At 45.7% G+C, this 22,655-nt stretch carries 15 protein-coding genes; 9 read left to right on the plus strand and 6 right to left on the minus strand.

Annotated features, from left to right (window positions below):
• Nucleotides 1-5 precede the first annotated feature (5 nt).
• From ABQ275_RS11850 to ABQ275_RS11875, 6 genes are all read right to left on the minus strand, one after another.
• A complete protein-coding gene (locus ABQ275_RS11850; RefSeq protein WP_349318519.1) occupies nucleotides 6-1,727 on the minus strand; it encodes a VWA domain-containing protein in 1,722 nt (573 codons plus the stop codon).
• Nucleotides 1,720-2,712 carry a VWA domain-containing protein gene (locus ABQ275_RS11855; protein ID WP_349318520.1) on the minus strand — a complete coding sequence of 331 codons (993 nt, stop codon included), beginning with the start codon at nucleotides 2,710-2,712 and terminating at the stop codon, nucleotides 1,720-1,722. Before ABQ275_RS11855 ends, ABQ275_RS11850 begins: the two co-directional genes overlap by 8 nt.
• A complete protein-coding gene (locus tag ABQ275_RS11860) occupies nucleotides 2,702-3,187 on the minus strand; it encodes a DUF4381 domain-containing protein (protein ID WP_349318521.1) in 486 nt (161 codons plus the stop codon). The genes ABQ275_RS11855 and ABQ275_RS11860 overlap by 11 nt, the downstream gene beginning before the upstream one ends.
• 5 nt (nucleotides 3,188-3,192) lie before the next feature.
• On the minus strand, nucleotides 3,193-4,125 hold the full coding sequence (locus tag ABQ275_RS11865; RefSeq protein WP_349318522.1) for a DUF58 domain-containing protein: 933 nt from the start codon (nucleotides 4,123-4,125) through the stop codon (nucleotides 3,193-3,195).
• A gap of 8 nt (nucleotides 4,126-4,133) precedes the next feature.
• Nucleotides 4,134-5,093 (minus strand): MoxR family ATPase, encoded by a 960-nt coding sequence (locus tag ABQ275_RS11870; protein WP_349318523.1) that lies wholly within the window; start codon nucleotides 5,091-5,093, stop codon nucleotides 4,134-4,136.
• Between the two features lie 65 nt (nucleotides 5,094-5,158).
• Complete coding sequence (locus ABQ275_RS11875; RefSeq protein WP_349318524.1) at nucleotides 5,159-6,709, minus strand: arylsulfatase; 1,551 nt, start codon at nucleotides 6,707-6,709, stop codon at nucleotides 5,159-5,161.
• Nucleotides 6,710-7,422: 713 nt separating this feature from the next.
• On the opposite strand from ABQ275_RS11875, the gene ABQ275_RS11880 reads away from it, so the two are divergent.
• From ABQ275_RS11880 to ABQ275_RS11920, 9 genes are all read left to right on the plus strand, one after another.
• Nucleotides 7,423-7,980 carry an RNA polymerase sigma-70 factor gene (locus ABQ275_RS11880; RefSeq protein ID WP_349318525.1) on the plus strand — a complete coding sequence of 186 codons (558 nt, stop codon included), beginning with the start codon at nucleotides 7,423-7,425 and terminating at the stop codon, nucleotides 7,978-7,980.
• Nucleotides 7,981-8,176: 196 nt separating this feature from the next.
• Entirely contained in the window at nucleotides 8,177-9,157 is a 981-nt protein-coding gene (locus ABQ275_RS11885; RefSeq protein ID WP_349318526.1) for a FecR domain-containing protein, read from the plus strand.
• Nucleotides 9,158-9,344: 187 nt separating this feature from the next.
• Entirely contained in the window at nucleotides 9,345-12,698 is a 3,354-nt protein-coding gene (locus tag ABQ275_RS11890; protein WP_349318527.1) for a TonB-dependent receptor, read from the plus strand.
• A gap of 31 nt (nucleotides 12,699-12,729) precedes the next feature.
• Nucleotides 12,730-14,565 carry a RagB/SusD family nutrient uptake outer membrane protein gene (locus tag ABQ275_RS11895; RefSeq protein WP_349318528.1) on the plus strand — a complete coding sequence of 612 codons (1,836 nt, stop codon included), beginning with the start codon at nucleotides 12,730-12,732 and terminating at the stop codon, nucleotides 14,563-14,565.
• 224 nt (nucleotides 14,566-14,789) lie between these two features.
• Nucleotides 14,790-16,187 (plus strand): hypothetical protein, encoded by a 1,398-nt coding sequence (locus ABQ275_RS11900; protein ID WP_349318529.1) that lies wholly within the window; start codon nucleotides 14,790-14,792, stop codon nucleotides 16,185-16,187.
• Between the two features lie 48 nt (nucleotides 16,188-16,235).
• Nucleotides 16,236-16,973 (plus strand): DUF1961 family protein, encoded by a 738-nt coding sequence (locus tag ABQ275_RS11905; protein ID WP_349318530.1) that lies wholly within the window; start codon nucleotides 16,236-16,238, stop codon nucleotides 16,971-16,973.
• A gap of 30 nt (nucleotides 16,974-17,003) precedes the next feature.
• Nucleotides 17,004-18,440 carry a sulfatase gene (locus ABQ275_RS11910; RefSeq protein WP_349318531.1) on the plus strand — a complete coding sequence of 479 codons (1,437 nt, stop codon included), beginning with the start codon at nucleotides 17,004-17,006 and terminating at the stop codon, nucleotides 18,438-18,440.
• Nucleotides 18,424-21,030 carry a DUF4962 domain-containing protein gene (locus tag ABQ275_RS11915; RefSeq protein WP_349318532.1) on the plus strand — a complete coding sequence of 869 codons (2,607 nt, stop codon included), beginning with the start codon at nucleotides 18,424-18,426 and terminating at the stop codon, nucleotides 21,028-21,030. The genes ABQ275_RS11910 and ABQ275_RS11915 overlap by 17 nt, the downstream gene beginning before the upstream one ends.
• Nucleotides 21,027-22,655, plus strand: coding sequence for a sulfatase (locus ABQ275_RS11920; RefSeq protein WP_349318533.1), 1,629 nt, complete (start codon nucleotides 21,027-21,029; stop codon nucleotides 22,653-22,655). Before ABQ275_RS11915 ends, ABQ275_RS11920 begins: the two co-directional genes overlap by 4 nt.

A 22,655-nucleotide genomic window follows, 5' to 3' on the forward strand; every position in this document is an offset into this window, starting at 1 on the left:
ACCTCTTACCATTGTTCTTTCCCCGGTTTTACATTTTTGAAATATTCCTTTCGCTGTAATTCAAAACGCTTATGCAGAAATTCCGACGGATCGGCTGGTGCTTTGCGGAAAATAATGTTCTTCATATCCTGACTACTACCGGCAGCGGTATCCTGTTGCTGCGGAGGCGCATCTCCTTCCTGTGCCTGGTGTATATTGGTCTTCACTTCATCTGTAAGCCGGTCACCGGATGTAGGCATATCTTTCACTTTTGTATCTGCAGAGAGGGACGGATCGTTTCCCTGCCGTTTTCTTTCTTTTAAAGGCAGCGTATCTTTTTTCTTTTCTTTTAAAGCTGTTTCCGGTTGATCCAGGCGCAGCACGGAATCTATCTGCATACCAGCCTGTTTTACATGGTGTATGCTGTTGTTCACTTTATCGTTCAATGTATTATCCAGTTCTTTTGCCTGACTAAAATCCTGCATCGCTTCCTCATACCTGCCTAAGTGGGCCAGCGCGAGTCCGCGGTTATAGTAGCCGGTAGCGGAGCTGTCCAGCGCAAACAATGCAGCGGCAGCTTCATAGTCTCCCGCTTTGTAAGCCGCAGTAGCCTTGTGTTCCAGGTTGACAAAACGAGCAGCAGCCGTTGCATAATCCTGCTGGTTATAAAGTACCTGGCCCTGGTAATCCCTGGTATACCACCAGTCAGCTTCCCTGCTTTTTACCGAACAGCCCTGAAAGATCAATACCGGTAATAGCCAGCACCATTGCAGGCTCCAACCTTTTCTAAACCAGAACAGGCCAATCAACAAAGCAGGCACCAGGAACAGATAGCCCACATCATTCCAGCTTTTCTCATCCAGTTTTTCATCTTTTCCAAAGATCAGTTTATCACGTATACGTTTGGCAATACCTCCAACATCAGTGGTATCAAGGGTAAGCGGGGAAATAATGATCCTGGGATTTTGCCGGATACTTTGCACCGCCGCCGGGTCCTGCCTGGAGATCACTTTCCCGAAACCGGGTACCGTTGCACCTTGTGGAGAGGATACCAGCAATATTTCCATGCGATGGATCGTGCTGTTCGCATAATTATTTAACGATACCGCATCATCAGCCGAGATGGCATCTGTAAGCAGGAAAACGGTACCCGGCACCAGTTGGGGCGCCATCAATGTATCAATAGCTTTGATCAATAACGGCATATTCCCTCCCTGTACCGGCATTACGCGGTTCTGCAAGCTCCCTGTGTGCAGCTTCAGTAATTTATAATCAGCGGTGAAGGGAAGCACCAGGTGCGGCGTTCCGGCGAAAGCCAGCAACCCGGCGCCTGCGCGGGGATTGGCATCCAGGAAATCGCTTACTTTCAGTTTTGCCCGCTCCAGCCTGTTGGGTTGAATATCAGTGGCCAGCATTGACCTGGATAGATCCATAACAATCAATACCACTGCCTGTATTTTTTGTCCGGGTACCTTTACTTTTTCCCAGGTAGGTCCGGCCATCCCCAGGATGGCGCAGGACATGCCAACCAGGAAAGCAAGCAAGGGAATTATAAATGCCCACCGGTTACTCCCGGTAAACATATAAGGGCGCAAAGCCGATGCAATGATACTTTTCCATTGCTGATGCTCCTTGTTCCCTGCCAGCGTTAATAATGCCAGCAATATTAACGGCACAAACAACCACAACGCCACAGGGCGCAGGAAATGAAATTGTTGCCAGTCAATATTTTTCAGCAGGTCAGCCATGCTCTTTTTTTGTTGTGATCAGTGTCGCCACAGCGGCTGTTAACTGAAAAACAAATACCAGTAAAACGCCCAGTGCCAAAGGATAATAGTATAGCAAGGTGACGGGTTTGTATTGATCTTCCTGGTATTCCACCGGGGAAAGTTTATCCAGTGTACGGTATACATCCCTTAATTCCCCTTCATTCATGGCGTTAAAATATTTTCCGCCCGTAAGCTGTGCAATACCTTTCAGTGTTTTTTCATCCAGATCGTATCCTCCACTCCCACCGGCTTTACCAATACCCATTGTATAGATCACGATGCTATCCTTCTTCGCCACACCGGCGGCATCCAGTGGTAAAAGATCTGTTCCGGTATCGATACCATCTGTGAGCAGCAGCATTACTTTCTGCGGCAGGGTATCTGCAGCTAATATTTTTACGCTGTAGGTAATCGCATCGCCAATGTTGGTCATTTGCCCGGCCATCCCTACTTCTGTCTGATCCAGCAACCAGGAGATCATTGGCAGATCAGTGGTAAGTGGCGCCTGTAAATAGGCATTACTGCCAAATACGACCAACGAGATACGGTCACTTTTTCTTTCTGATACAAAGTCTTTCATCAGGTGTTTTACAGCCTCCCAGCGGCTCATACGCCTGCCATTGACGACCCAATCTGTTTGTGCCATGCTGAATGAAATATCTGCTGCGATCAAAAAGCTCCTGACTATTTTGGCATGTTTGCCCGGCTTTGCCGTATACCGGGGTGAAGACAGTGCGGCCAACCCGCAAACCCAAACGAGTACCAACACGATCCACGCCAGTATATTTCTTCGCTTCACCCAGGCATTACGCCGGGGCTTTTGCCCTGATACGGTCACCGTGCGTGCAAAGAATGGTACGATCAGTGCCGCCCTCCTGCGCCGCAGTGGTGGCAGCAGCAGGTACACCAATAAGGGCAAAGGCAGCAACAGCCCAACCCATTTATATGCCACCTCAAATTCCATGTCTGTGTTTTTGAATCCAGCGCCGGGTTTTAGCGACAAAAACCTGCACGGCTGTTTCAGGGACCGCTGCGTCTTTTTTATACAGTGCTCCTTCTAGCAACTGCGTATCTGCTCCTGAAAAAGAACTTTCTTTCCAGGTACTATTCAAAAATGTGGTGAGATCAGTGCCCCGCAAAGATGCTACGGCGCTTCTGCCGTAAACCTTCATGGAAACCCTCTTTATGAGCATCGCAGCTTCATACAATAATGCCGGGGAACCGGTTGCATCTCGGTAACGGATACAGGATTGCTGCAATGAATAAACAGCGTGTCTGCGGTAAATATTCCGGCGGTAATATCTCCCTAACAAAATAAACAGCAGTACCAACAGCAGCCCCAATAAACAAAACAATACATACCAGCCGGGTGCATCAAAACTGAACCGCACCTTTGAAGGCTCTATCAACTCTCCGAATTGTTTTGATGGCTCCTGCATAGACACTATGTTGATCTGTTTACAAAAAACTGCATGATCTGGCTCTCTACGGTAGTAGCCGTATCTATAAACACCACGGGTATACGATAATTCCTGAACTCCGCTACCATTGATCGTTTCATGGCTTCGTAACTCTCGCTGTACCGGGTGTTGTGTTTGTTCTCCCATAGCAACTGGTATTCACCATCGCTCAGTACAAGCCGGCCTGCCGGCAAAACTGCCTCCAGCGGGTCTGTAATATGTATCAGGATAACATCATTATGCATGGCTATGCTGCGCAGGTGTTGCCGGCTTTCATCATTCATAACAGACAGATCACTGATAACAGTTAGTACATAATCATGTGAGATGACTGACCTGGCCATCTGAAGAATATTACCCAGCAGTTGTGTATTGGGGAGCAATTGCGTACGTTCGGGCAGCAGCCTGTTTTTTGTTACGATCGACTGAAGCAGGTACTGAACATGTTCTTTACTTCTTTTTGGTGTAATGAAATCGTTGCCGGATTCATTAAAAACAATACCCCCTACCCGGTCGCCTCTTTTAATGGTATAAAATGCGCTCAAAGCGGCAAGTTGCGCCGCCACAACAGATTTCACCCTTTCTGACGAACCAAAGAATAACATACTGCTCTGGTCTACCAGCAGGAACGTGGGCCGTTCCTTTTCTTCATTAAATACTTTGGAATGCGTAACCCCGGTACGTGCCGTTACATGCCAGTCGATATTACGTATATCATCACCGGGAACGTATATACGAACTTCTTCAAAATCAAGTCCGCGGCCTCTCAGCCGGGAGGCATGTCTTCCGGCAAGCAGGGAATAAACAGGATGTTGGGGTAATAGCGGAATTTCCTGTACATAGTATTCATACCTCATCAGGTCCTCCATGGAGGTAACTACACCGGGAGGATAAACAGGCTCTTTATGTTTTTGCAACTTGCTCATTATACAACGGCTACTACTTTTAATAATTCATCTATTACATCATCCGCACTCATTTTTGCAACGTTTGCTTCGTAGCTGAGAATGATCCGGTGCCGCAATACATCATGCACCGCATAACGGATGTCTTCCGGTGTTACATAGTCTCTTGCGTCCATCCAGGCGATAGTGCGTGCACATCTGTCGAGACCAATACTACCGCGGGGACTGGCGCCATAACTGAGCCACCGCTGCAAGTCCTTACTGAACTGATCGGGATAGCGGGTAGCGGTAATGATACCCGTTAAATACTTCTCCGCAGCCTCGCTTACATTTACCCCGTTAATTTCTTTGCGTGCATCAAAGATGGCTTGTTGAGGAATCGTTTCGTTTGTTGCTTCCTGTCCTTTTGCTTCTTCTCTCACCAGTCGTACGATCCTGATTTCACTGTCATTATCAGGATAGGTGATCTGTATCTTCATAACAAACCGGTCCAGCTGGGCTTCCGGCAACGGATAGGTACCTTCCTGTTCAATCGGATTTTGTGTGGCCAGTACCATGAAGAGCGGTTCCATCTTATGTGTTTTACCGGCAACAGATACCTGTCTTTCTTCCATCGCTTCCAGTAAGGCGGATTGTACTTTTGCGGGTGCGCGGTTTATTTCATCTGCCAGTACCAGGTTGCTGAAGATGGGGCCAGGTTGGAAAATGAAGTGTTCCGCAGACTGTGGCTGGTAAATTTCCGTTCCGGTAACATCTGCCGGAAGCAGGTCCGGTGTAAACTGTATGCGGCTTAACTTACATTCAAGGTGATGGGCCAGGCTTTTTACGGCCCTGGTCTTCGCCAGTCCGGGAAGTCCTTCCAACAGCACGTTACCATCTGTCAGCAAGCCTACCAGGATCTTTTCAATCACATCCTGCTGACCAATAACGTTATCGCCCATACGTTTTTTCAGTAGTTTAACCTGATCCAGGGTTGTCATGAGTATAGTTGCATTAAAGAGGCTGCCTCTTGCTGAGAGAAACAGCCTCCATGGATATATGAACCTTATTTTATGAGCCTTTTGAGTTCATTGGTAAACTCATCTACATTGAAACTGGCAGGACGCTGCCGGGGCGGAAACTGCTTATAGGTAGCCAGGTAGGCGCCTACTTCTTCCGCTGAAGGCAGTATCAGGAATGCACGATCGATATACCATTTTTCATAATAATTGGAGGCATGATCAAAGGCGTACTCAAAAGGATCAGAACGGAGATCCTCCAGGATAGGGGCTCTCAGCTTATCCATGGGTTCACGCCATACGGCCATTCCTTTTGCCATCTGGATCTGATAATTGAACTTCCACCTGTCTCTCCGGTAAGCCACCAGGTCACCATCATCATTAAAATAAAAGAACTGGTGCCTGGGGCCATCCTTTGTTTGTCCTGTCAGGTAAGGCAGCATGTTGTAGCCATCCAGGTGTACTTTAAAGTGTTTACTGCCGGCCTGAAATCCAGCCAGTACTTTTGCGGGCAGGTTGGTTTCACCACCGGCTGCTGCCACCAAAGTTGGTAGCCAGTCTTCCGCAGAAAAAATATCATTGTATACTGTTCCTGCCTTGATATGACCAGGCCAGCGTACTACACATGGCACACGGAAAGCACCTTCCCAGTTCATGTCTTTCTCACCTTTGAAAGGAGAAGCACCGCCATCAGGCCATTCACATTTCATCGCACCATTATCGGTAGAATAAATAACAATTGTATTTTCTGTAAGGCCCTGGTCATCCAGGAATTTCAGGAGGTCGCCCACCATATCGTCATGTTCTACCATGCCATCCGCCTGTAGGCCTAATCCTGTTCTACCAGCCGAAGATGGCTTCAGGTGGGTGTTTACATGCATCCGTGTACTGTTAAACCAAACGAAGAAGGGTTTATCTGCCTGTTTCTGGCGCTTCATGAAATCTATAGCCGCATCATAAAATTCTTTATCAACTGTTTCCATCCGTTTTATGGTAAGCGGACCGGTATCTTCTATCTTACCATCGGCAGTGGCTTTGAGCACACCACGGGGGCCAAATTTCTTTTTAAATGCGGGATCTTTTGGATAGTCTTCATGTTCAGGTTCTTCTTCCGCATTCAGGTGATAGAGGTTACCAAAAAATTCATCGAAACCATGTGCAGTAGGGAGATATGCGTCCCTATCTCCCAGGTGGTTTTTCCCAAACTGACCAGTGGCATAACCCAGTGGTTTGAGAAATTCTGCGATGGTAGGATCTTCTTTTTGCAAACCAACATCAGCGCCTGGCAGGCCCACTTTTGTAAGACCAGTACGAAAAGGACATTGGCCTGTAATAAAAGCGGCTCTTCCGGCAGTACAACTTTGTTGACCGTAATAATCGGTGAACATAGCGCCTTCCGTAGCGATGCGGTCAATATTCGGGGTTTTGAAACCCATCATGCCGCGGTTCCAGCAGCTGAGGTTCCAGAAGCCAATATCATCCCCGAAAATGACAAGGATATTGGGCTTCTTCTGTGCAAACGCAGCGGTGGAAGCGAGTCCCAGTAAAGCAATGCAGGCAGTCTTTAAGAGTTGCCTCAAGCGTAGGTAGCATCTCATACATTCAGTATTTAGGCATTTTAAAAATCTGCAGGTTACCCCACATCACACAGGAGTGACAGTACACATCCAGATGTGCAGCAGCGGATACCGAAAAATGATGATGCTTGAAAATGCTTAGGAGGGAGTGATATCTGTTATAAACACAGGCGGACAAATTTTTGTTTAAAAAAATTTAAACAGATAATATTCAATAAATGGTAAAAATCATTTTGTGAAATAGAATAATGCTGCAATAATTTCAACGTTGCTTTTTGTAATCCTTTACCTATTTTTAAGCTCGTCTTAAAATATAACGTTGCAAATGTCACATAATTTTCAGAAATTCATCCCCACGTTATGCATCCAGGTATCCCGTTTGCGTTGTGTCAGAAATTATCGTATTTTCAGGAACAAACAATTTTCACGTTAGATTGTCTATTTATGATTGCAGGCTAACCAGTCGCAAATCAACATCAATACCGTACTAATTATAACAGCTTATAGCAAAGCACTCACCAGGACCTGCCGGCATACACCGGCTGATTTTGCAACATCCCTGGAATTACCAGGATATTTTATAATTTAAAAAGGGAAATAAAAACAATTCCATTACGATAAACTGATAATAAATATATTACTCATTAATATATTTTGATACTTATAGACCCTGCCCTAAGCAGCATATAGGTTATTCCTACAAAGTGAAATATTAAAAAATGAGCGATGTGCGCATGAATGAGCTTTCAAGTGATGAAATTCTGATCCTGTTGCAACAGGAAAATGAGGCCGCGTTTGAGGAACTCTATAACCGCTATTGGGGAAAGCTTTACAGCGCCGTTTACAAGAGAACAAAATCAACAGAATGGTCGGAAGGTATTGTGCAGGATTTCTTTACCAGCCTATGGGTGAACAGGAAAAAGTTAAAAATAAACACTTCCTTTGAAGCTTATGCATTTACCGCTGTTCGTTATCATGTACTACATTATATTCAAAAAGAGGCTGTCAGGAAGAATTATAAAGACTCCCTGCGCATAGCCCATATACATCACCATAACCCCACAGAAGAAATAGTATTGCTGAACGACCTGCGGAACCGCCTTTCAAAAGCAATCGCCCATTTACCGGAAAAATGCCGCTCTGTCTTTGAGCTTAGCCGTAGAAAGAATAAGACCAACAAGGAAATCGCGGAAGAATTAGGGATTTCTGAAAAGACGGTCGAAAATCATTTGACAAAAGCATTAAGATATTTACGGGTAAGCCTGAAAGAATTATTCCTGTTTGTCTTCTAGATAAGAATGGCCACCAGTAACGGTAAACGTCATCTCCCCCATCCATCTTCTCTCCTATTTCCTCTCCATATTTTAATTTTTTTAAAAAAAAATCTGAACCCGCGTAGGGGGTAAAGGTCTTTCAACGGACAATACTATATATACACGGGGAAACATCCCCCTTGTTTTAATAACATCACATTTTAAGTCAGCATTAATGAAAGGTGAAATTTCATATCGACTCATTGAAAAGTACCTGGATAATAAATGTACGCCTGATGAAGAGAAACAGCTATACGATTGGTATGATTCCTTTGAAGGTGAGCAGGATCCTGTGGCCCTGCTACCGCCTGAACAGCAACTCATGCTGAAAGAAAGGATCATAGCGCGTACAAGAATGAATATAGCAGAAGTGGAGCAGCGAAAGGAAAGGAAAGTTGCTGTTATAAAGACATTCATTTATACTTTATCAGGAGCAGCCGCCACATTATTATTGGTAATAGGCTTAAAATCGCTGCTGTATGATACCAGCAATACGCAGCTTATTGGCGAGATAACGATTTCCAATACCACCAAAGCTATCCACAAGGAGCTCCTTCCGGATAGCAGTATTGTATGGCTAAGTCCTCAAAGCAAGATAAAATATTCGCAGCAATTCCGTGGCGACTACAGGCAGGTGAGTATGACAGGAGAAGCTTTTTTCCAGATCTATAAAGATTCCCGTCGTCCATTTATTATATATAGCAACGGTATCGTAACAAAGGTGCTTGGCACCAGCTTCCGGATAAAATCGTTTGATAATACTCCTACAGAAGTAGCAGTGGCTACAGGGAGAATTTCTGTAAAAATTGACGGGAAAGATCGCTCAGAAGTATTGGTACTGCCCGATCAACAGGTAACTTACCAGCCGGGAGACAAGACACTGGAAAGAGAAAAGACGAAAGCCGCTTCCATGCTCATGTGGCAAAGAGCCAGCCTTTCATTTGACAATATACCGGTAAAAAAAGTGATCGGTGTACTGAATCAGCAATTCGATGTCGATATCACGTTTAAAGATAAATTATCTCCTGCTTATTTATTAAAAGCAGACTTTACAAACCAGAATCTTCCAGACATTCTTGAGATGCTGGAAACATCATTAAACAGCTCCTATGAAATCCAGGGTGACAAAATTATATTCACCAGGGTCAATCATTAGTATCCCTTTTTCTAATCAATAAAAATCATCAGGCTGTGATAACATAACGATCCAATCATCATTAAAAAAGCCTGAAAGTGGTGCAACACTTCCAGGCCAATGTTAACAAATCCCATTGGGCAACACCTTTGCAGGTGAAGGGGGATTGTTTGTCTCAATTTCTTACAAAATAGAAACAACCTAATGTATGAAAATTAATTTACAAACCCGCATCAACTGGTGCAAAATCATGAAAATTACCTTCAGCCAGCTATTGATAGCGTTAACAATTACCGGCATTTCCTATGCCGGTACCATGGACGCGCAAACAGTCCTGGACCGCCCAGTAGACCTGTCGGTAAATAATGCCAGCCTGGAAAAGGTGCTAAAGAAACTGGAAAAATCGGCTGACACAAAATTTATCTACAGCACTACTCTCATTGATGCCAGTCAGAAAGTATCGTTTACGGTACGGGGTGAGGCATTAAAGGCGGTACTTGATGAATTATTGAAACCAAAGAAAATCTCCTACCGGCTCATTAATAATTGTATTGTACTGAGCTATGACAAAATAGAACCGCTGGATCTCAAAAAATTGCCGATTGCTGATATCCCGTTTGCAGGCATGGCAGCTGAAGAGTCTCCCCAGCACGTTGTCCGGGGCAAAGTAACGGACGCTGAAGGAACACTGCTTGTAGGCGTAACAGTACAGGTAAAAGGCAAAACCAATGGCACCGTAACAGATGCAGGTGGAAGCTACTTTATTAATGTGCCCCAATCAAGTGATACCCTGTCGTTCAGTTATCTCGGCTACACACCTTTGAATATACCAGTAAACGGAAGATCAACGATAGACGTACAACTGGAATCATCCGCACAATCCTTAAACGATGTAGTGGTGATTGGTTATGGTACACAAAAAAGAGAGGATCTTACCGGCTCAATCGGGTCTATCCGGTCGGAGAATATTGTCCGTTCCAATCCCGTTAGCCCCTACCAGGCCCTCCAGGGCCAGGTTGCCGGTGTAAACATTGCCAAAACCAGCAGTCTTGCCGGCACAGATTATAGTATTGATATCAGGGGACTGGGTTCCATTAACTATAACAATGCGCCGCTTATTGTGATTGACGGCATCATGGGAGGCGATCTGAAATCACTGAACCCCAGCGATATTGCGTCAATGGATATCCTGAAGGATGCATCCGCCACCGCCATCTATGGTTCACGCGGTGCCAACGGTGTAGTGATCATAACAACCAAGAAGGGTGTGGAAGGAAAAGCAAAAGTTACTTACGACGCCTATGCCGGTGTGAAAGTACCTGCACATCTTCCTGAGATGATGACCGCCCAGCAGTGGTACAAGGCTAATACCGAAGACAGGACACTCAGCGGAGGCACCGCAGTGACCTTCACTACAGACGAAATGGATGTGATAAATTCCGGGAAGTCTACCAACTGGGTGGATGAGGTAACATCTCCTGCACTGCAAACCAGCCACGTACTGGCTGTATCCGGCGGTACCACTAATCTTACCTATTATTTTTCCGGCGGATACCTGAATGAAGATGGAAATACCATCGGGCAGAACTACAAAAGATATAACATAAAAGGAAGCATCGATGCGAAGTTTAACGATTTCGTAAAAGCAGGATTCAACACCTACTATACCTATAGCCTGCAAAATGTAGGTTCTTTTGAGGTGCTACGCTCGGCTTACCGCTCGCGTCCCACCGGAAAAGCAAGATATGCCGATCTCACAAACCCTTCAGAAAGCAGTGATATTGATTATAATGGCTATGCAGTCTGGATGGGCATTAATGATCACCAGGTACTGAACCCGTTGGTGGAAGGAGATCCTGATAACTACCAGAATGAAACTGCCATTTCCAGTTTGCTGGCAAATGCCTATGTTGAATTAACACCCATAAAAGGTCTCTCTATAAAATCTTCCCTGTCTACTGCCGTATTAGGCTCGCGTGTGGGGGATTTCAGGGGCACCTATACAAAATCCAATGCTGCTGCCGCTAAACCAACAGCAGCTTACAACACCAATAACAATACGTCTTATACCCTTGATAATATACTCACCTATCACCTGAAAACAGGACCACACAATTTTACTTTTACTGGTTTGCAAAGTGCCTTCAAGGAAAGAATGGAGAATTCTGCTATCTCTGTAAAAGATCTGCCTTATAATTCAGGTTGGTATAACCTGAATACAGCGGGCACTATTGTTAGTGTAGGAAGCGGTCTTACACAACGGACGTTGCTGTCTTATATGGGCAGGTTTAACTACGGGTTTAACGACAAGTATATGCTGACCCTGACAGGACGCTGGGATGGCGCCTCTGTGCTTGCAACAGGCCATAAATGGGGTTTCTTCCCATCCGTTGGTTTCTCCTGGCGCATCATTAACGAGTCTTTCATGCAGCAATCAAGTCTCTTTTCCAATCTGAAATTACGCCTCACCTACGGGATGGTTGGAAATGATGTGGTACCTCCTTATGGAACACAGGCCAACTTAATTAATACGCAATACGATTTTGGCGGAACAGATGCCTTTGGCTTTTCACCGGCAGGAATTGCCAACCGGGAACTGGGCTGGGAAAAAAGCAAGGAAGCGGATATCGGTTTAAACCTGGGCTTCCTCAACAATAGAATTACAGCGGATATTGATGTATACCAGCGGAACACGGTAGACCTGATCCTGAAAGAACAATTGCCTGCTTCCACAGGTTTCAGCAGCGTAACCACCAACCTCGGTAAAGTAAGAAACAGTGGATTGGAAGTGACCCTGAATAGCGTCAATATCCAAAATAAGCATTTCTCCTGGCGGACAAATATCAGTTTCTCGACAAACAAAAATGAAATCGTACAACTCTATGGCGGCGAAATCACCAAAGACATCGGAAACAAACTGTTTGTAGGCGAATCACTCAGAGCCAACTATGACTATAAGTTTGCCGGTATCTGGCAAACAGACGAGCTGGAACTGGCAAAGCAATATGGCCAGACACCAGGTTCCGTAAAAGTAGTTGATCAGAATAATGATAAAAAGATAGACGCCAATAATGACCGGGTGATACTCGGATCGCAGCTTCCAAAATGGATGGCAGGTATCACCAATATTTTCTCCTACAAGGAATGGGATCTGTCCTTTATGATCTATACAAGACAGGGCGTTCAATACAGCAACGCCATGGAATCGGGTACAATGGGACAGGTTGAAAAAGGAAGGTACAATTTTCTGGCACTGAACTACTGGACACCTGATAATCCTACCAATGATTATTATGGCCTGGTGGCAAAACAGCCATACAACAGTGCTATCTTCTACCAGGATGCAACATACTGGAGGATTTCAGATATCACACTGGGCTACCGTCTTCCACAAAAACTGGTTAACCGCTGGAAGATGAGCAACTTCCGCTTATATGGCCAGGTAACTAATCCGTTTGTGTTTACCAAGTTTATCAGCTTCGATCCTGAATACAATTCAGCGACCTATATCGATGATGTGCCTTCAGTGGCTTACAGACTTGGTTTAAGCCTGTCCTTTTAATTTTATTCCTCTTCACAAGAAAAAAAGAGTCATGAAAATATTAAATAAATGGTTGTTGATGCTTATTACCGGTCTTCTTTTATCAGGCACGGGATGCAAGGACTACCTGGAAGAAAAATCCATTTCCAATATTACATCAGATTCCTACTATAAAAGCAGAGATGGATTTGAAGATCTTATCAGATCATGTTATACCCTTCTCCGTGGCATTAGCAAGCAACGTAACCTCGTATTGCAGGGTACAGACATCTTTACGACCAATGGTTGGGATGCCGGTGAAGCAGGCGACGCATTAAATTCCTATGATGTTACGTTTAACTCTTCCAACGGGGATCTGAAGGCGCTATGGAATCTGTTATACATTGAAATTGGCCGTACCAATACAGCCATATCAAGGGGGCCTGCTGTTACGGACATGGACAATAGCCTGTTGCAGGTAAGGATGGCGGAAGCTAAATTCCTGCGGGCCTTCTGCTATTTCTACCTGGTACAGCAATGGGGTGATATCCCGTTGCGGCTTACAGAAACAGTGAGCCCTTCCAAAGATGCGACCAAAACAGCAGCAGCAGATGTTTATAAACAAATCATCAATGATCTCACGGAAGCGGCAGCTACTTTACCGCCTGCTGCATCGGACTATGGCCGTGCTACAAAAGGGGCCGCCCAGTTTTTGCTCGCCCGTGTTTATCTTACACGTGGCTGGAATTTTAATAATTCACTCGGTGGCAGCCCTGCAGACTTTCAGGCAGCCCTGAAATATGCTGATACTGTTATATCCGCTTATCCTTTAGCAGCACGCTACAGTGACCTCTTTCCGCAACATGTTGAGAACCCGTTATTGCAGGGCAATCCTGCACAAAATGACAAAAATCCTGAAATAGTTTTTGCCGTACAGTACAGCGACAATATCCTTACCAGTGGTAATGATCCGATGGATGCCTATTCCACTGCCGAACCAGGTAATGATGCGCATTCCATTTTTGGTGGCGATGTTCAGGGCATTCCCGGTAACCTGGGACGCACCAGCGATTACAACAGGCAGCAGGATAAATTTGTGGCAACACCTGCCATGTACAGGCTTTACAGCCCCCTGCTGGATAGTCGTTTTCAATGGAACTTTGTAGATGCACAATATGCGTTGAAAGATGTCCCCAATTTCCACCCTATCAGTGGTGATAACAACACAACGATCAATATTAAAAAAGGTGATACCGTTCTTTTGTTCAGACCCTGGAATGATCCTGCCAGTGCGCAGAACAAGGGAATGGACGTGGGTGGTACCAAGCCATACGCCGTGTACAATGTACCCGATTATTCGTTGGCCCGGTCAGCTAAAACACCCTTCACTGTACCCAACGTACATCCGTTGATGTGGAAATTCTGGCAACCCAATATTCCATACGGCGATGCTTACGGTACCCTCGATTTTATATTATTCCGTTCTGCGGAAGCTTACCTGATAGCGGCAGAAGCTACGCTAAAAGGCGCTACCGGCGGACGTCTCGGAAGTGCGGATATCTACTATAATAAAATACTGGATCGTGCACTTGGCACAAATGCAGGTGTTATTCCGATGTGTGCGGCCATACCAGGCAATGTGACATCCCTGGATTCTGCCTCCTACCGTGCAACAGCCGGTAACATTACCATAGACCTGATCCTGGATGAACGTGCAAGAGAACTCATGGGAGAAAATATGCGCTGGTATGACCTGAAACGCACCGGGAAACTGGTAGAACGTACCAAGGCCATGAATCCGTGGACAAAACTATCAGGCACAATAGACGCACATCATTTGCTGCGACCAATACCGCAGTCAGAAATAGATCTCTCATCACCCACCATTCCACAGAATGACGGCTACTAATACATAACTGCCGGCCAACGGCAGCTCTATGATAAAAGGCCCGGCTGATCTGCATATCGGCAGTCAACAGTGGCGTAACATCAACCATTGGATATAGCATGCTTCCTTGTGAAACATGTTATATCCAACCGTTGAATGATTACGTTGATGCCACGCTTATGCCTATACGTTTTAAATATTGATACAACGGAACCATCTTGACTATTCAAAAAGTTTGAACAATTATGAGCACTAACACAGATAGAAGATCCTTTATCAAAACTTCTGCGGGACTGCTTGGCTATTCCCTCTTGCCGGGAGTATTCCGTATTGACCTCTCCGGGCCTGTAGAAAAAAACTACTCCTTCAGGGCATACCGCCCTGGGAAAACAGCGGCAGCAGTACAATGCATCACACCGGACGATGGTTTTTACCTGCATACTTTTTACAATAAATGTCCCTGGAGCTTTACCCAACGATACTTTGCAGTGACCAAACTCCCCTATCAAAAAAACAAACCACAATGGGGAGATATCGCCGAAGTATGCGTTATTGATCTTCATAAACAAAGTATAAAAACAGTCTACAAAACCAAAGCCTGGGCTTTTCAACTGGGCGCTGATCTGCAATGGGATCACCAAAGCGACCGCTATTTGTACACCAATGATGTGATAGATGGAAAAATAGTTTGCGTGCGCATTGATCTGCAGGATCACACCGCCAGGGCTTATGCGGGGGCAAAATATGACCTGGCGCCGGATAACAGATCCGTGATCAGCCCTAACCTGCTCACGATGAATATGACGCAGTATGGCTACTCTTTACCTGATCCGCCCTCCGGCCGGCCGATTCCATTTACAAAAAATGATATGCCGCATGAAGGGCTGTGGAAAACAGACCTTATCACCGATCAGCGTTCTCTCTTCGTGCCATTTTCAGATTTTGTTGAACACGCAGGGCAGGACAGCGGCTTTTATGGCAATGCAGTCCTCTATTTATTTCACGCACAATTTAACGCACAAAACACGCGGATTCTGCAGGTGCTGCGCGGACAAATCAATAATAAAGGACGCAACGCCTGCTTATTCAGCCTCAACACCGACGGTACAAATATCATCCAGTGCCTGAGCCGCGAAAAGTGGAACCACAAAACAGGTGCAGGTGGTTCCGGTAACCATCCCAATTGGCATCCGGACGGTGAGCATGTAATCATGAACTGTGTGCCTGTATGGCTGGGATACAAGGACATGCTATTCTGCAAATTCAAATATGACGGGTCTGACTTTACCATATTGAGCGAAAAACATTTAGGCAGCGGGCATCCCAGCGTAGAGCATACCGGGCGTTATCTGCTGGCCGATGCCTATCCGAAACAAAGCTATGTTGTAGGCGCGAATGGTGAGATTCCGATAAGATTGCTGGACCTCCATCGTGACGAGGAACAAACGATCTGCACAATTGCCAATGATGTAGGCGGGCATGGCGCGCAATACACCGAAGAGAGCAAATCGGAAGGTGGAAGCGGGTACAAACTAGATCCGCATCCTGTATGGAGCCGGGATTATAAAACCATCGCATTCAATGGTGCGCCCGATAAAAGGCGGCAGGTGTACATAGCTGACATGAAGCAACTTATCTCTTAAAAAATGAGACCGGTTTTCATTTTTGTTAACGATACAACAAACATCATTTTGAAAAGGAGCATATTAACCATCTTCTTAATTATTTGCTGTCATGCAAAACTGCCTGCACAGGACAAAGCATTGTTTCCGGCAACTGAAAAGGGAAAGTTGATCTACCAAAATACTTTATCAGCCGGAAACACCCTGCATGATTGGGTGATGGAGGGTCCCGGGAAATTGGAATTCAAAAACGGTTGGATGGAAATGTATGCGCCTGATAAAAAATGGGATCACGTGTTTTGGTGTCCGCAGGAATTCCCATCCAGCTTCATTGCAGAGTGGGATGTACAAAACCTGTATACGGAAGAAGGACTGCTGATCATCTTCTTTGCTGCAACAGGCGATCAGGGTCAAAGTATTTTTGATCCTGGGATGCCCGCCAGGGACGGCACTTTCAAGTACTATAACAAAGGCCGGATAAATTGCTATCATATCTCTTACTATGCAAATAATCCCAAGCTGCCCGACCGCGACAATTCACACCTGAGAAAAGATCCCCTATTCGCCATGCTGCAAACAGGGAAAGAAGGTATTCCAACAAAGTCTGCTGCCGTGCACCACATACGCCTGATAAAGAACAAAGCACATATTATCATGCTGGTAGATGACAGGAAGATCATCGATTATGAAGATGACGGGAAAACGTTCGGACCTGTTTACCAATCGGGTCGTATAGGCTTCCGGCAAATGAGATGGTCGCATTGCAGGTATAAAAATTTCAAGGTCTGGGAAATTAAAAATTCATGATCAGCATAGCTGATGTCTAAAATAATACGCATGAAAAAAATAGGGTTGCTAACAGTTATTGTCGCCTTTGCGCTGGTATGCTTTCTCGCATGGAAACCGGCTGTACCTTCAAAGCCGAATTTCATATTTATCCTGACCGATGATCAGGGATGGACCTCCATTTCGGCGGCCATGGATAAAATGCAGCACGGCTACAGGAGCGACTATTACGAAACACCAAATATTGACAGGCTGGGCAACGAAGGCATGCGGTTCAACCACGGATACGCCCCTGCTGCTTTATGTACGCCTTCGCGCCGGAGCATCCAGTTCGGTCAATCACCCATCCATATCGGGAATGTAAATTTCCCCGCGAATTATAATCCGCACAAACAAAAATGGCTGACCATTCCCGCCATGTTAAAATCGCTGGACGCCGGGTATAAAACGGCGCACTATGGCAAATGGGATTTGCGGGCAGACATTTTCCCGGAAGACCTGGGATATGATGAAAGCGATGGTAATACAGGTAATAATAATGGTGATGTAATGACAGATAAAAAAACAAAGTGGAGCCAGATCTATATTACTAAAGATCCGAAAAGAACCGCTTCTGTTACAAACCGCGCCCTCAATTTCATGCAGAGACAGGTACAATCCAACCATCCTTTCTATATGCAGGTTTCCTATTATGCGCCGCATGTTGATATAGAAACAACGGAAGAAACCTATGCCAGGTACCAGCGCAAGCCTAAAGGAAAAATTCATGATAATGCCGGCTGGGCCGGCATGCTGGAGAATATGGATACCGGTGTTGGACAAATACTGGATATGGTAAAAAAACTTGGAATAGACGACAACACCTACATATTCTTTATGTCAGACAACGGTGGTGTTCCATTCTTCCCCCCTCCTCCCATTAAACGCAAGCTTGATCCTCCTTCCGCATTCGATAAAAAAATGATCAACTATCCCTTGCGGGGAGGAAAGTGGGTTTTATATGAAGGAGGTATACGCGTGCCTTTCATCGTAAAAGGACCGGGCATAAAAGCACACAGCTATTGCCAGGTACCCGTTGTAGGATACGACATTCTCCCTACTATCAGTGAGCTGGCAGGAAACAAACAGCCCCTCCCCGATTACCTGGATGGCGCCAGCTTCCAATCATTACTTGCAAAACCGGAAAGCGGAAAAGTAAAAAGAAAAGAGACAGATCTGTATTTCCATCGTTATGAAAAAAGCTATGAGCATACCGCTATTATCAGCGGTAATTATAAGCTGATCAGATTCTGGAATACTAATACGATAGAATTATACAATCTCGACAAAGACCTGGAAGAAGTACATGACCTGGCAGCAGCATTGCCCGATACCGCTGCAGTCCTGGATCGCAAACTGATGCAATACCTGCAAAAGCAACATGCAGAAGTGCTGGACAAAAGTTTAAAAACAACAAAAAAGAATAAAAAAAATGAGGAGGAAGATTAAGAACCAATGGTCGCTATCGGGTTTTAAAATTGCGCTCCTGGCAGGGATGCTTTGCTGTACCGTTATTTCCTGCCTTGCACAACAAAACGATAAGGACGCTCTTTTTCCCGGCAGTTACCCGGAATTACATCCAAGGTATCGTATGTGGCCAACACCGGCAGAAAATGCAGTGGTACCCGGTAATGCAGCGGTACTGCTGTGGCCCGCTGTCCGCACAAAGGGAATGACTTACGACATCAGGCTCTCACAGGATCCTGGGTTTAATCCTGCAAAAACCATCCAGGCACAAAATATACCCTGGACGATATATAATCCGCATCGTGTGCTGAACACCGGCGCATGGTACTGGCAATACCGTTCTCATAATGGCAGCTGGTCCGCAGTTGCACGCTTTCAGGTTGACAGTAATACAACCGCGACAGCATCTCCATTGGCAGGCAAACTATTATCAGCTATACCTGTTTCCCATCCCAGGGTGCTGATTGATCAGGCAAACAAACCCGCATTTACCCGGTCGGCAATGCCCTCAACAGATGCCACTGTTATTATCCGTAAAGCAGATAAATTACTGGATGCCCCGCTCCCGGCTGAAACCACATCAGGTAAAAAGAAGAAAGGCAAAACAGCTTACCAGGAATACAAGTTGAGGGCAGCTGAAAGTAAACACCTCGGCTTTGGTCTGCTGGCCGATGTAGAATTACTCTGCCAGGCTTATATACTGAGCGGTGAACAAAAATATGCAGACAAAGGTATGCAGTTGGCGAAAGCGGCAAGCCATTGGGACCCGCACGGCCCCAGCAGTTTGAATGATTTTGGGGACGCCGGTTGTATGCTGGCGATGGCGCTGGCATTTGATACCTTTCATGATCAACTGACCGCCTCCGAGAGGAAAGCATTACTCGACAATATAAATGTCCGCGCAGGAAGGTGTTATACCAACTGGATAAATGATGTAGACGCTAAAGTATTATCCAACCACGTCTGGCAATTTACCCTACATTATTTTTTCCAGACAGCTATTGCGGTACATGGTGAGTTAAAGGATGCGGACAAGTGGCTCACCTACGCTTATGAGCTATGGCTGGCCAGGGCGCCGGTATTGGGCGGCACCGAAGGCGGCTGGCTCGAAGGAGCCGTTTATTTCACCATCAATATGGAAACATTACTCAATGTTCCTACGATCATAAAAAATTATACCGGTTTTGATTTCATTCAACATCATCCCTGGTATTTAAATAATCCTTACTGGATGTTTTATTCGTTTCCTGCCGGTTCTTCCTGCGACGGGTTTGGTGATAACGCAGAAACAAGGACGATGCCGGGTAAAGATTACCTGGCTTATGCAGACGCGCTCAGTAAACTCAGTGGTAGCAGGGTGGCCGCCACGTACGCGGAAAAAATTGAGCAAACGGAAAAGATAAAACCCGCGGATGCAGACATGCTTCGCTGGTTCAGATTAAGATACCTCTTGCATAAAAACCGGCCCGATACCTTACCCGATAGTGCGTTTACTACTGCCCGTATGTTCCATGATATTGGCGTGGTAGATATGCATTCGGACATTGGTCATGTAAACAATGACCTGATGGTTTCCATGCGATCCAGCCCCTATGGCGCCTATGGTCATATGCTGGCAGACCAGAACACCTTCAATGTACTGTATGGAGGTCAACGGCTGTTTTACATGTCAGGACATAAGATTGCCATGAATGATCCTCACCGGCTGGAATGGTATAAGGCCACCATTGGCCATAACGGTGTGTTGGTAAATGATCAGGGACAAACATTTGATCCCAAAGGATATGGATGGATAAGCCGGTTTCTCGACGGGTCATCTCTTTCTTATGCCGTGGGTGATGCTTCCATGGCTTATGGCGGCAATCCGCAGCAGGGAAAAACCACCTTAAAAAAATTCAAAAGACACCTGTTATTCCTGCATCCGGATATAGTGATCGTATATGATGAACTGGATGCTGTTAGTGCCACCACCTGGAAATGGCTGATCCACAGTCCGCAACAGATCCGTATTGACACGGCAAAAAATGAGTTTTACGCTGCCATGGAAAACGCTTCAGCTGCTACTTCCTTCTTCTCTTCTCAGCCGGTGCAGTGGGCAGTGTCAGACACGTTTACCGTAGCAGTTGACAACTGGCGGGAAAGCAAGGATGAGAAAGGCAATCTGTATGGAAATAAAAACGAGTGGCATCTTACCGCAGCAACACAGCCAACAAAAAAAATGCGCTTCCTGGCCATTATGCAGATTCATACCGGAGATCAAAAAGATCAGCAACAACCCCTTTACCGTTTCAATGATCAACAGGAGATCATAGTTGGCAACTGGACCATTAAAGCAGAGCTGGATGCATCCAGACCCGCCATCATCTCCGCATATAAAAATGACGGCAAAGTGGCTTTCAGTTCAGGCGGTAATAACATACAGGCAGGCAACCAACAATATGCCGGCAAAATAAAAGGAAGCGCAAAACTCGGTGAGCTGATCAACGGCAAATGGATGTATAAAGAAGCCGGAGACAGCATTCCGGAAGTGGTGAATGGAATACCCTCAAATATTAAACAGCGCCATTTATGATATACAAATTCTCTTCGCACGCAATATGGCTTACTGCCGCAACATGCTTGTTGGCATTGTTGTCATGCAAGCATAATGCAAAGGAACAAACCGTTAAACGACCCAATATACTTTTCGTTATAGCAGATGATCAATCTTTCCCTTATTCATCTGTGTACGGAGCAACAGGCGTTCATACCCCCGCATTTGATAAAGTAGCCGAAAACGGTGTCCTGTTTTATAATGCGTTTGCGGCTGCACCTCAATGCAGTCCTTCACGGGCGGCAATCCTTACGGGTAAAAATATCTGGCAACTGGAAGAAGCAGGCACGCACAGCAGTTATTTCCCGAAAAAATTCCCGGTATTTACTGATCTCCTGGAAAACGCAGGATACAAAACAGGCTATACCGGAAAGGCATGGGGACCCGGTAACTGGAAAGACGCAGGATGGACACGTAATCCCGTTGGCCCGGAATACAATAAGAAAAAACTGGTACCACCTACCAAAGGTATCAGCCCAATCGATTATTTCAGCAACTTCGTCGATTTTTATGAAGAGAAAAATCCGGACGAGCCGTTCTTTTTCTGGTATGGTGCCAACGAACCCCATCGGCCTTATACAGAAGGATCCGGTCAGCAGATTGGAAAGAAACTGGCGGACGCAGATATGCCCCGGTTTCTGCCGGATGATTCCACTGTAAGAAGCGACATTGAAGATTATGCCGCAGAAATTGAATGGTTTGATCAGCAATTAGCGAAGATGATAGATTTCCTGCGGGAAAAAGGACAACTGGAAAACACGCTTATTGTAGTCACTTCGGATAATGGTATGCCCTTCCCCGCTGCCAAAGCCAACTTAATGGAATATGGCTCCCACGTACCGCTGGCCATCAGCTGGCCGGCCAAAATAAAAGGTGGCAGGATTGCCCGCGACCTGGTCAGTTTAATTGATCTCGCCCCTACTTTTTTACAGGTAGCGGGTATCAAAGAAACACCGGTCATGACCGGCAAAAGCATGGGCAATATACTGTTCCCCGATAATACATCCGGCGAACAAGTCCACAGGGACTATGTATTGACCGGCCGTGAAAGGCATTCCGATGCAAGACCGGATAACCTGGGATATCCCTCCCGCGCTATCAGGACCGAACACTATTTATTCGTCCTCAATTGCAAACCGGATCGCTGGCCTGCGGGTAATCCACCGCCGCCAAAAGAAGAGATAGCAAAACTGGACCGGGAAGATCCTTCCGGAAATTTTAAATCTATCGGCACCGGGTATAACGATATTGATGATCCCTCTCCTACCAAATCCTTTATGATGAAGCATCGGGCGGAATGGCCGGAATTATTCGCACAAGGATTTGAAAGAAGACCGGCAGAACAACTTTTTGATATTGAAAAAGATCCGGACTGTATCACTAACCTGGCAAATGTTCCTGCATTTGACTCCGTGAGGACTGTCTTAAACAATAAGCTGGCGGATTTATTAACCAAACAGGGCGACCCACGGATGCTTGGGTACGGGGATATTTTTGAAAGTTATCCAAGGTTTGGGTTAATGCGGAACTGGCCCGGCTTTAAAGAAAGAGGCGCCTATAATCCCGCTTATCAAAACAACCAACCGCAGTTAAAAAAACAATGA

This window comes from Chitinophaga sp. MM2321 (assembly GCF_964033635.1).
Taxonomy (GTDB): domain Bacteria; phylum Bacteroidota; class Bacteroidia; order Chitinophagales; family Chitinophagaceae; genus Chitinophaga.